We start from the raw sequence: 11,428 nt of genomic DNA, 5'->3' as shown, positions 1-11,428 counted from the left end.
GATATATATGTCCGACTGACCGAAGACATAGTAACGCGATACTATCAATGACGAGCCACACTCTCTCTCCCGGTGACGAATGGCCAGAATACTATCGAGGATTTCGACTCCACACGAACCCAGATGGAGACGTCTGGTGGCAGGTCTACCAAGGTACCGACCGTCTGTACCTTGACCCAACGCCCGAATCCCTCGTTGAAGACCTCCTGAAGATCAAGCGTCTTGGGGGTCGTGTCAGAGTCACAGAATCAGGGGACGTCCTCACTCAGGAAGAAGACGGGGATTCGTACAAGACCACGTGGGTGGGTACGCTCGATCTTCAGGGTGAACTGGTGCCAAAAGACGCAGAGACGTTTGCGTTCGATGTGTCTCCATCTGGTCTCTCTATGGGCGACCTCTGGCCAAGTGTGTACGATGGCTCGAAATTCTCTCTCGGTGCCGGTGGTGAACGAGTCTGGTGGCAGAACCCAGAAACAGGGAAACGTCATCCAGTCGAGACAGAGATTTCTGGAGATATTCTCGCTGCACTCCGGTCGTACAAACCAAATGGCGGGTCGTTCCGCGTGACGCCTTCAAACGAAGTTATCACACTAGTCAATGCCCATCCTGCTCCCGAGCAAGTTCGAAGTCAGTTCGGGGACCTCCCCCGAGTCGTCAGAAACGTGATCAAGCTCCGAAAAGAGCGTGGTGTCGAGATGCTCCCCGTCTACATTGGGGAGATCGAAGAGACACCACTCGAGGTTAGCGAGCCACCATCGCTGACAGACTCACTCTCTGTCGACGAGCGTGAGGAGCTCGAATCCTGGGCTGCATCTCTTGGTACCACATCAAAAACGGATTCCAAGGACCACACCGTATACTCCGACGATCCTGAAGACTGGTAGCCCATGAGTCGCCGCTTTCCGACCCCATTGTTCGGTGTGGACGACGATACGAACCGGCGTTGTCGGGTCTTCGTCTCGATAGCTGCCGCGGAGCCGATAGACAAGCGTTCGTTCGTCGCACGCGCACAGGAGCGGTTATTGAAACCCGAGGGTGGGCAATACTCTGAACAGTATCTCAAACGGATCGTGAGTACGTACGTTCAGTTAGGCGTACTCAGGCAGGTCGACGGAAACATCTCGGTTTGGTCGTTCGCCGATCGGTGGTTAGACGGCGACATCGATTACGAGACTTTCCTGTGGTATGCGATCAAACAGAGTTGGGCCATCGATGGGAACTTTCCAGAGGGAATCGAGGGGCTCCACGCACTCAATCGCATCCTACTCAACGCGGATAATCCCCTCTCACGGGGAGCACTCCGCTCGCGGTTAGAAGACGACCACGATTACGAGTTCAACGAACAGGGCATCCGTGGGTATCCAGTACTGCTGTGTGAACTTGGTGCTGCACGTAAGACAAACGATGGCTACGTTGTAGGTGATCTCGCAGAACGGTTTGCCGACCGTTTCAGAGATGCCGACATCTTCTGGCAGTTCGAGCGATGGCTCGCACGAGAGGGCTCCGACGTCGACCCACCCGATGACAGAATAAAACGTGAGTTGGCGAAGTACTACGTGTACCGGGAGTCCGGAGGACTTGGGAAGCACCGACAGATGTTCGACACCTTCCGAGAGGACTACCTCGACGACGGTGTCTTAACGAACGACCCGACCCGGCCTCGAATGCGACGCGACGAGAAGTACGTCGCCCAAGAGCGCCGCCGGCGCGAACTCCGGAAAAAAGTGAAGTCTCGTTTCGAGTCGGTCGGTGGAAACGATCTCTCTGGGCTCACTGCTTCGGTCTTAGAGCGATTAGTGAATGCGACCGACGAGGAAGAGGTACGCGCGATCCTCGACGGAACCGGGTCAGGGCTCTCACGGGACATGCTCGAGCAAAAGTCCCCAGAAGGACGCACTCACTACCGCTTCCCAGACAAATTCTCACTCTACGAGTGGCAAGAAGAGGCGGCAAACCAGTGGTTCCGAGATGGGACCACCCCATCACACTCTGGCATCGCGAGTGTCGTCACTGGTGCAGGGAAGACGGTCATGGCATTGGAAATCATCAAGCGGTGGCTAGACGAGAACCCAGATGGAGTCGTCACCGTACTTGTCCCAACGAACATCCTCATGCGGCAGTGGCTCGACGAACTCATCGAGAAGCTCAACGTCCCACCAAGTGACGTCGGATGGCTTGGCGGTGGGCACAAAGACGACTTCGCTGATGACCGCCGAGTTCTCGTCGGTATCGTGAACTCAGTCGTCAAAGACGACTACCTCGAGATCTCACTTTCTCGAGTCGACAACCCACCACACCTCCTCGTCGCCGACGAGTGTCACAGATACACCGGTAACGTGTTCTCGTCTGTCTTCGATTATCACCGAACTGCTCAACTGGGTCTGTCTGCGACACCGCTCTCGTCCCGAGACCCAGAGGAGTGGACGGCGTCCGATTCGTTGCTCGTCTCCGAACTGGGCGACGTCTACTATGACTTGACGTACGACGAAGCCATCTCACGCAATCTCATCCCCGAATTCCGTGTGAACTACATCGGATTCGACCTCACACCTGCAGAGCGTGGGGCATACGACCGATTATCGAGAAAGGTCTCGGACGCAGTCAACGATATCGAACTTCGGTATCAGAATCGACTCTACGAACTCGATGGCAACTTCGCCCAGAAGCTTCGGACGATACAGAACTCCACCGAAGGTGCAACCCCTGCGATCGGCGATTACTTCAGGTACACCCAGGAACGACGAGACCTCATCGCCGACGCAGTGGCGAGACAGGCGATTACGCTCCACCTTCTTCAGGACACCATCGAACACGACAAGAAAGCCATCGTCTTCCAGGAGAGAATTCAGCAGTTAGAGCGGATGGTCGCGCCGAGTGAGGGGCGTGGGCGAAACGTCAGGACTGGTCGAATCTCGGGGCCGAAAACTGGTCGCGCCGAACTGTACGAACAGTATCCACAACTGAAACAGGTCGACAAAGGACTGGAGGAACTCTTCCTGTCCAGCGAATACCGTCCGGTGATGTACCATTCGGGGCATCGAAATCCCCTCTGGAACGACCTCGCTATCGACTGGTTCGGTGACGACGGGTTCGCGAACGTCATGCTCAGTGTGAAAGCACTTGTCGAGGGAGTGGACGTTCCGAGTGCAGACGTCGGAATCGTCCGTGTTTCTTCAGGAAGCGTTCGACAGCGAATCCAAACGCTCGGTCGTGTACTCCGTACCGGAAAGTCTGCGGGGCGTTCAGAGCTTCACGTTCTCTATGCGCGTGACACAGTCGACGAGAACATCTTCTACGAGCACGACTGGGAAGAGGATCTCGCGAGTGCAGAGGTGACTCACCAGACGTGGGTGCCCGGCGATGGCACTTTGGCGGGTGAACTTCGCGAAGCGTCGATTGACGAACTCCCAGAAGCCCGTGAATCCCAGCCGGTCCCAAGCGAAGATGAACTCGAGGTGGGCGAGCCATATCCCGGCCCACGTGACGGATACCAGTTCAGTGTCGACCACGAAGGGTCTCCGTTCGAAAAGGCTAGTGATGGACGGAAGTTCATCACGACAGACTCGGTTCGGAAGGTTGCCGAGTTCGTCTATGAACTCAAAGGAGGCGGTGCTGTGACAGTCAACGAAGCACACCACGCAATCGCGTACGAAGATGGCAACCCAATCTTCGCAGGTGTCGTCGACGAACCGAGTTCGTGGAAGTACAAAGAGAACGACGGAGAGGGAAGTCTCGTGAGCGACCCTGACGATTACGAAGACCTATTCGGATAGCCACCCGGGGGTCCTGGCTCAGGCTTGTGTGCCTGGATCGGATTTGCTCATCTCTCCGACGATGTTGTTCAACCGCGTCGTCACTTCTCCCTGAATGTCGTCGAGACTTTCCTCGATACCGTTTGTACTCTTCCTGATGCTGCTACACTTCCGCTTCACGTTCGTGAACTTGCTGACGGAGTCTTCGATCTCTTCGACCTGTGTTCTCACGAACTCGGGGTCGACATCGTCGCCAGCATCGAGGTGAGACTGGACGGCTCGCATCTCTGCCCAATTGAATCCGATATTGAAGAGCCGGGAGTCGACATTGTCGTCTTCGTCGGCACTTAGTGCGACAGAAAGGAATTCACCATCGAACTCCCGGAAGTAGCCCACCTTGTTTGGAACGTAGCTTTCGCACTCGCTGACGAAGATTCCGTAGTCTGCATCGCGGTTCTCGATGGCTTCTCGCATCTCTTCTTTGATGCGAGGTTGTGTGTAGTTCTGTTCACTCTTGGCCTCGACGACGATCCGCTGATTGGTCGGGCCGAGAGTCACGACGAAGTCGCCGACCTTGCTCTCAGCGAGTTCTCCGACGACCTCACCAGTTCGGTCGAACGAGTGGCTGGATCCGTACACGAGGTCAGTCAGGAACTGAGCGACAGTATCTTCGAAGACGTGACCCTTCTCGGTCGTTCGTTGTCGAACCTCTTCTCTCCCTTCTTCGACCTGGAGTTGCTTCGAAAGTTCGCGTATCTCCCCACGAAGTGCTTCACGAAGTCGGTTCGTCGGTGTTCCCTCCCTATCTGGGTCGAGTGCGTCCTGAATTCGCTCGCCATCTTCTCCGAGCTCTTCGTCGAGTCGTCTCGCGAAGAGCCCTTCCCCACCGAAGACGTCGTCGAGCTCCCGGTTGAGCCTGCCTTCGGGACCGAGGTGCCGGTCGAGAATCGAGGAGACTTCTCCGTCGTCACCAAACCGCCGGTCAAGTTCCTCTCTGACGTCATCGATCTCGGCTTCGAAGTCCGAACGCATCTGCTCGAACTCGTGTTTCACGTGCTCGACCTCCTTCGATGTTTCTGCGAGCGAAAGTGTCGCAGTGCCGATTCGCAATGCCTGATGGAAGGCCTCCTCGCGGTTTGTAGCGTCGTGTTCTGCGAGGTACGCGACTAACTCGTTATCTTCGATGGTGAGGTCGTCGAGCCGAACGGTTCCATCCTGTTCATCGAGGTGTATCTTTGATGTCATGGTCGTTGGAGAGTTGGCTTATCCGTGGCTAGTTCTCTTCGTCACTGAGTGCCCAGAGGATCGCCGCGTTAGCGAAGTCCCCAGGAGTATCGAAGCCGTGCTTGTCGTTGGCGACCGCCGCTTCGATCAGTCGCTCGTCGACCCGATGGTCGGAAAGGGAGACTTCGGTCCCAGCAGTGGTACCGAGAAGGTCTGTGAGCGCTGTCCGAACGAATGATGACAGTGAGTCGTGCCCGTCGTCTTCGACGGCGCTTTCGAGCGCCTGCGTTAGCCGAGTACCTGCCGTCACGTCGAATTCGAGACTTCCAACCGTCCCTTCTGGTGGTTCTCCTGTCCGGAGCAATGCTTCGAGGTACGCCTGAATGGATTCGGTGACGAAGGCTTCGATGGAGCCCGCACCAACCTCTCGTTCCACCAGCGCGAGGAGAAGTGGGTCGGCTTCGAGACTGAATTGTGCAGATTCAGCGCCGTGTATCCGTTCGTCAGAATTCTTCTCGTCGACTGTGTCGGTTGTCACTTGTGTGTCCTCCGTGGGGATTGTGTCGTCATCGCGAACTGTGGCGGGTTCTTCGACTTCTGAATCCTCGGTCTCGGCCTTGGTGGCCGACGCCGTATCGCTCTCTGTGGCCTGGCTCTTCTGGTCGTGATCTTCGGGGTCGGAGTCCTCTTGATGCGTCTCCGTGTCGGAACTCTGTGTGGCCTCTTGGCCGCTAAGTCCATTCCACGCTCGCGCCGAGACGAGACCCTTCGGTGTGATGGAATCGTTCGAAAGCGTATCCTGTTGTTCGACGTCTGCACCGACGGTCTTGAACAGTTTTTGTTCGGAGCGATTCGTCTGATCGGGTGTCTCTGATTCGTCAGTCATTTGCTTGGATGTCGTATTCTGGGTTGGCTTGTGGTCGTCTCTGTGACCAAGGTGCAACCGTTCGCGAAGCTGCTCGATATCGATACCTTCCTCTTCAAGGTCGATCGTCTCGGACCGGTCGAGCGACACGAGCGGGAGATCACCGATCTCCTGTCTGGCCAGAAACCCGAGGTCCATAGGACGGTCTGGAACTCGAGCAAACCGAGAGTCCATCCAGGGCGGAGTCAGCCATCGACCGTCATCGAAGAGAGTCAGTTCCTCGTCAGAACCATCGGACCAGACGCACGGTTTCCAGTCGTTGTATCGACCTCCTGCACCACCGTGTTCGTGGATCGTTACGACCTCAACAGGGTCGATTTCGTCGACGACACTGTCGAGAACGTCTCTCGGAGGGTGTGCAGTAGCGGCAAAGGCGAACGTCGCACACGGTCCACCACCGGATATTGGTGACTTCCCAGACGAGACAAACTGGACGAGGCACGCGTTCGGGTCGTCCGAGAGTGCGTCGTAGAGTCGTCCTGAGCTTCCCTCAGTTGGGACGTCTGGCCCAGCAATAGTGATAGCACCACTATCGAGGCACTCAGTCGTGTGTTCGAACTCCGGAATGGTGTGGACACCTTCGAACTCGTATTCGAGGTCTTCGTAGAGCTTCGCCGCTTGTCCGGCGATACGTATCGGAACGTCGAGGTCTAATTCGGTGGACGCACTGGTGAGGAGTGTTGCAAGGTGTACAGCATCGAGTCCCCCGGCGGTGACGAGTACGCTTGCACCACCGTGTGCCCGTTCCAGCGCCGTTGCGATTCCAGCGGTCAACTCGTCGCTAGACGACTCTGCCGTCGCGACTGTGAGGAATAGCGCTTCTACGTCTGGAGCGACGTCAGGGTCGAATCCGGGGTACCCTCCTGCAGACTCACAGGTGAAGTCACCGGTGAAGAGGATGTCGTGGGTCCCATCGTCGTCACGGAACCGGATCACGAAACCAACAGCACCTGGTGCGTGGCCCGAAGGAACTGGATGGACGCGGACTCCTGGTGCGACGTCTGTCCACGTATCGACGGGGTTCACGGCCTCACAGACACGACCCGTATCGGTCACGAATCCGCGGTCTGCAGCGGACTTGAGGACCGTCTCGAGTATCTCGGCTGTCGATGGAGATGTTAGTATCGGAGCATCGTCGCGAACCACGTTCTCGAGTGACTGGTAATGGTCGGCGTGGGCATGTGTGAGACAGACCGCGACGAGCGAATCGTTCGGGCGGAGATATGGGCCGAGTTCTACCCCCTCTCCCGCGTCGACGAGTATACAGGATGCTTGTTCTCGGTTTTCGTATTCGAACCGGAGGAGAACCGATTCGTTACCGGCGTCGACGTTGACGTGGTGGTACGAGACACGGGAGACGACGTGTTCAGTGACGACATCGGCATCGCCTACGAGGTCGGCGCTCATTGCGACCGCCTCTCCTCTTCGGTGTGTGCGAGTAGACTATCGAGAACCTCGACTTCACGGCTGAGTGTCTCGTCGTCGATTTCTGTGGACTCGGAGACGATGTGTGCACGAAGGTCGCGGAAGACCGCAGCGTAGGAGTTGGAGATTCGTATCGGTACCGAGCCACGTTCGTGTTCGTTCCGAGTCGTTCGCGCACCGACCCAGTCGTCGACAATCCCTGTTTGGTCAGCAGCTGACACAGACCGTGCCCACGACGCCCATTCACGGAGGACCCGTCCGTATCGACTCAAGACCACGGCCTTTCGGATTCCAGAGCCGTCGAAGTGTTTCCCGCTCGGGACGTCGACGGCGACACGGGTCCCCCGTGTGACACCTTCACCTTCGTCCCACGAGAGGTCGAGTTCGACGCTCGGTTCTTCGCTATTGGTTCGGTGCAACCGTACGAGGATGACACCTCCGCGAGATTCACCATTGCTCGTCGGCGAAGGGAAGAGAGTGGTGACGTCCAGCACCCTGCCGTCCTCGATATCCGCGTTCGGAACCCCGTAGGCGCCGTCGACTTCGTAGCCCTCGGTGTCGACCGACAACGAGAGGTCGAAGACGAGCGGGGAGACCATGTAGTCGAACTCTTCTCCCAGCCGCCGCTCGAACTCAGAAGCGGAGTGGACGAAGTAGTGATTCGCTCCGCGGACTGCAGAGAGGTCACTTGCCAACTCGGCGTTTTCGTCGAGGCCCATGCCGACGAACGTGGTGTGTGTTCCCTCGCTCGCTGCATCGGCAACTAGGTCGACGAGTTGGTTCGACCGTGTCGTACCCGTATTCGGCATCGCATCGGTCATGAAGACGATACGCTGCTCTCGGTCAGGTTCCATTTCTGCGAGCATCTGGTGGGCGGCGTCGAACCCCTCGCCCATGTTCGTTCCACCACCCGCACGAACATCACGAATGTGGCCTCGGATGGCGTCCATGTCGGTCGACTGGACGTCTCGAAGCGGTTTCGCGACGTGGGCACGACTGTCGAATAGCACGACACCTAGCTGGTCGTCGGGAGCAAGTTGCTCCGTGAGGGCACACAACGACGCCGCTGCGGCCTCCATCTTGGTGTCGTTACTCTTCTCTTCGTCTTCGACTTCTCGGCGAGTCCCTGTAGAGTCGTAGTAGTACTCGTCGAACGGTGACGACATCGAGCCGGAGGTGTCGAGGACAGCGACGACATCGAGGGGTGGCCGTTCGAACTCAGAAGAACTGAGCGACGAATCGAGTCCCACCGAGAGGTACACCTCTCGTTCCCCGGTCACGGGGTTTCGTGCAGAGGCACGTTCGAAGGTCGGTGTGAACAGAGCATCTTCCGTGTGCTCGGATTCAGTTGTGGGGAACCGGTAGTCGTAGAACAACCCTTCGTACGCGAGGGCGTCAGGTTGGGGAACGTAGCCCTCGTGGATGTTCTCACGGAAGTTCGTGGCGTCACGAGAACCACCGACTGAGAGTCCGAGTGACTCGCTGGCTGGTGCAGCACACGCATCCATCTCCAGCATGGGTTCGCCACCGTGTTCTCGTGTGAGGTCGTAGTCTGAAACGTCGGACCCACAGTCGACGCACAGATATCGACCGCTTGGAATCGGTCTGCTCTGTCGTTCCCTCGGTATCCAATCGTCGGTTTTCTCGTTCAGATCCCGAGCGACCCGGTGAATCTCGTCACACACGACGAAGTGGTCGCCGACGTTCAGTGAGGTGACTGCGGTCGCGAGGCCTTCTGTGCTGTCGACTACACCTCGCTGTCGGAGGGCTCCGCCACAGTCCGGACACGAGGACTCGTGGCGCGGCAAGGCCGTCGGTGAGGTTGCTACTTTCCCCGTAACCGTGTACTGGGCTCCTGTCACGAGGTCAAACCGCTCTTCGAAGTCACAGGGAGTGAGCATCACGTCGACGAGCGTGTCCTCGTCAATTCGGATCGAGATCCGGCTTGCAACTACGCTAGCGTTCCGTGTTGTGTGCTGCGTCACGAACTCGCCAGTGAGAGTGACCCTCGTTCCCTCCGAGATCTGTTCGCCCTCCACCGCCTCGTCCCACGTGTATTCCCCTTCAGCTGTGACATCCAAAACTTCCGACTTCCGGTTGTCCCTAATCCCCATATTGCACTTATCAGTTGTTTATCCAAGAATATAAATCTGTCTGTAACTACAACCTAATGTGCCTAAATTAGTTTTTGGTGCTTGTAATGGTCCCAATTGGTGGGTCCTGTGGCTGAACGACTAGAACCGCTAAAAGCGCGAAAACAACAGAAAAATCGCTAGAAGTCGCCGTTCTTAGGCGAGTAACAGGAACAACCAGTACGGGAGGTAACAAACCTTCGTACCGCTGTGGTCGACGACCAACGAGGAAGACTGCTCCACTTCTCTGGGGAGCGCATCGGTCACAACAAACCGATACGGTGCCTCGTAGCTTAACTCTCGAAGTTCCTCTCCAGACTCGTCGAAGTGAGCTCCTGTCGTCGGGTCGAACTCGAGGGCGGTCGATAGGGTACCGTCAGCGAATGGTTGATACGAGAGAACGAACGGGAGCACGAGACCGTCACCGTGGAGGACGTAGTCTACTGTTCCACTCCCTGTCTCAGCGTACTCGACCGATAACCGTTGGTCACTCTCTCCGGGGAGTGACCATGCGAGTCGCTTCGCGTGATCGAATCCGACCGTCCGGGCGAGAGCGTGTTCGAACTCGGCGTTCAGCACGCCAGCATCTGTGTACGTTTCGAATCCATGATGCTCCCTACGCTGAGAGAGGAGTACAACGTGTCGGGGGTCGCGGAGATACAGTCGAGTCCGTCGATATCGCTGCAGTGCGAAGTCGTGCGACTGGCCGACAGCCAACCCACCTTCGAGGACTGAGAGGTACGAATCGACGGTCCGTCTATCGACGCCGAGTTGCTCGCTCAGCGTTGTATATTTGAGTTCTTCTCCGGCTTTACTCGCAGCGAGCGAACCCAACCGATGGAGGTTCTCGGGGCGTTGGACACTGTGGTACCGCGCGAGTTCCTTGTAGAGATACAAGAGGAAATGCGACTTGACGAGGTCATTCCGAACAGTATCACCCTCCACTGAGTGGAACGATCCTCCTCGTCGAAGATACGCCCTCGCAGCCTCGTGAAGGGTATCGTGGTCGACGGTGTCGAGTTCGTCGAAAAATAGCGTCGAGAGTGCGTCCACCATCCCTGCAATGTTCCGACTGCTCAGTTCCTCCTTGCGCGCACGATGAATGAGTCCCTCAACCTGATGATGTTCGAGCGTTTCGGCCAGCTTCCGCGCGTGCTCGTCGTCGAAGTCGACGACGTGGCCTTGTTTGACCGCGTCAATGAACTTCGTAGGTAACATGGGGAACGATCCGGACACCTGGTCGACCGTGTCTTTCCACGAGTCCGTGTTGACGTCGACCTGGGGGCTGACGATACCGGTGATGAAGAGGTAGGTTCTGTCGTCGACGAGTTCCTGCAGTCGATCTGGGCCGTCGTCTTCACCAAAAGAGAGTGCCCCGATATCGTCTAAGATGACGAACTTTGTTCCACGTCGTGGGGCAACGTGGGAGTCGAAGTAATCGACAACACTCTGGAGTCGGTTGAACGCGACCTCTGGTGGTTCGAGGTGGTAAAGCGACTCCTCCAGCGGGATGTAGAGGATTTGCCGAGGTGCGACAGACCCGACCAGTGAGCGCTCGCGGTCTCCAGGAGCGTAAGACACGGCATCGTCGTCGACGAGCGCGGCGACGAGTTGTCGGAGCATAGTGGATTTTCCGATTCCTGTCTGCCCATACATTGCGTGGACGAGACTGCCAACACCATCGTCGTGTGCAGTCTCGAGACTGTCGAGTAACCGATGGAGATCTGATCGTTCTTTCCACTCTGAGACGAATCGGAGCTTCTCGAGTCCACCAGTGCCGCTCCACCACGGATTGTGGTACTCGGCATCGGCGATGAAGTCTTCCGCCGTCGTCGAGGAATCAATCATAGTCACACACCAGCGTGCAACGATATTAAGTATTGCACAATCTCACTCCTCTAATCATATTTTTACGACATTCGAACACTACAATCCTTTTCGGAGAGTAGAACTGAGAGTGTATCTCGGTT

General features: G+C 57.0%; 6 protein-coding genes. 2 read left to right on the top strand and 4 right to left on the bottom strand.

Annotated elements, in window-relative coordinates; translation table 11 throughout:
- Positions 1 to 47: 47 nt before the first annotated feature.
- Both AUR65_RS19515 and AUR65_RS11570 read left to right on the top strand, forming a co-directional pair.
- On the top strand, positions 48 to 884 hold the full coding sequence (locus AUR65_RS19515; RefSeq protein WP_146047409.1) for a hypothetical protein: 837 nt from the start codon (positions 48 to 50) through the stop codon (positions 882 to 884).
- A 36-nt stretch (positions 885 to 920) separates the two neighbouring features.
- Positions 921 to 3,773, top strand: coding sequence for a DEAD/DEAH box helicase family protein (locus AUR65_RS11570; protein WP_199180600.1), 2,853 nt, complete (start codon positions 921 to 923; stop codon positions 3,771 to 3,773).
- 18 nt (positions 3,774 to 3,791) lie between these two features.
- On the opposite strand, the gene AUR65_RS11565 is transcribed toward AUR65_RS11570, so the two are convergent.
- The 4 genes from AUR65_RS11565 to AUR65_RS11550 form a co-directional block, all read right to left on the bottom strand.
- The gene (locus AUR65_RS11565) at positions 3,792 to 4,997 is read right to left on the bottom strand and encodes a hypothetical protein (RefSeq protein WP_058567021.1); all 1,206 of its coding nucleotides are present in this window, start codon (positions 4,995 to 4,997) and stop codon (positions 3,792 to 3,794) included.
- Between the two features lie 28 nt (positions 4,998 to 5,025).
- Positions 5,026 to 7,308 carry an MBL fold metallo-hydrolase gene (locus AUR65_RS11560; RefSeq protein ID WP_058567020.1) on the bottom strand — a complete coding sequence of 761 codons (2,283 nt, stop codon included), beginning with the start codon at positions 7,306 to 7,308 and terminating at the stop codon, positions 5,026 to 5,028.
- On the bottom strand, positions 7,305 to 9,440 hold the full coding sequence (locus AUR65_RS11555; protein WP_058567019.1) for a vWA domain-containing protein: 2,136 nt from the start codon (positions 9,438 to 9,440) through the stop codon (positions 7,305 to 7,307). The genes AUR65_RS11560 and AUR65_RS11555 overlap by 4 nt, the downstream gene beginning before the upstream one ends.
- Positions 9,441 to 9,614: 174 nt before the next feature.
- Complete coding sequence (locus AUR65_RS11550; protein WP_058567018.1) at positions 9,615 to 11,306, bottom strand: DUF4143 domain-containing protein; 1,692 nt, start codon at positions 11,304 to 11,306, stop codon at positions 9,615 to 9,617.
- Between the last annotated feature and the right edge of the window lie 122 nt (positions 11,307 to 11,428).

It is taken from the genome of Haloferax marisrubri (genome assembly GCF_001469875.2).
In the GTDB taxonomy this organism is placed as follows: domain Archaea; phylum Halobacteriota; class Halobacteria; order Halobacteriales; family Haloferacaceae; genus Haloferax; species Haloferax marisrubri.
The sequence above is the reverse complement of the archived record's forward strand: the minus strand, read 5'-3'. Positions and strand labels throughout refer to the sequence as shown.

Coding starts and splice junctions, on each gene's coding strand:
- AUR65_RS11555 (WP_058567019.1), bottom strand. CDS start 9,440: ATGGGGATTAGGGACAACCGGAAGTCGGAAGTTTTGGATGTCACAGCT.
- AUR65_RS11550 (WP_058567018.1), bottom strand. CDS start 11,306: ATGATTGATTCCTCGACGACGGCGGAAGACTTCATCGCCGATGCCGAG.
- AUR65_RS11560 (WP_058567020.1), bottom strand. CDS start 7,308: ATGAGCGCCGACCTCGTAGGCGATGCCGATGTCGTCACTGAACACGTC.
- AUR65_RS19515 (WP_146047409.1), top strand. CDS start 48: ATGACGAGCCACACTCTCTCTCCCGGTGACGAATGGCCAGAATACTAT.
- AUR65_RS11565 (WP_058567021.1), bottom strand. CDS start 4,997: ATGACATCAAAGATACACCTCGATGAACAGGATGGAACCGTTCGGCTC.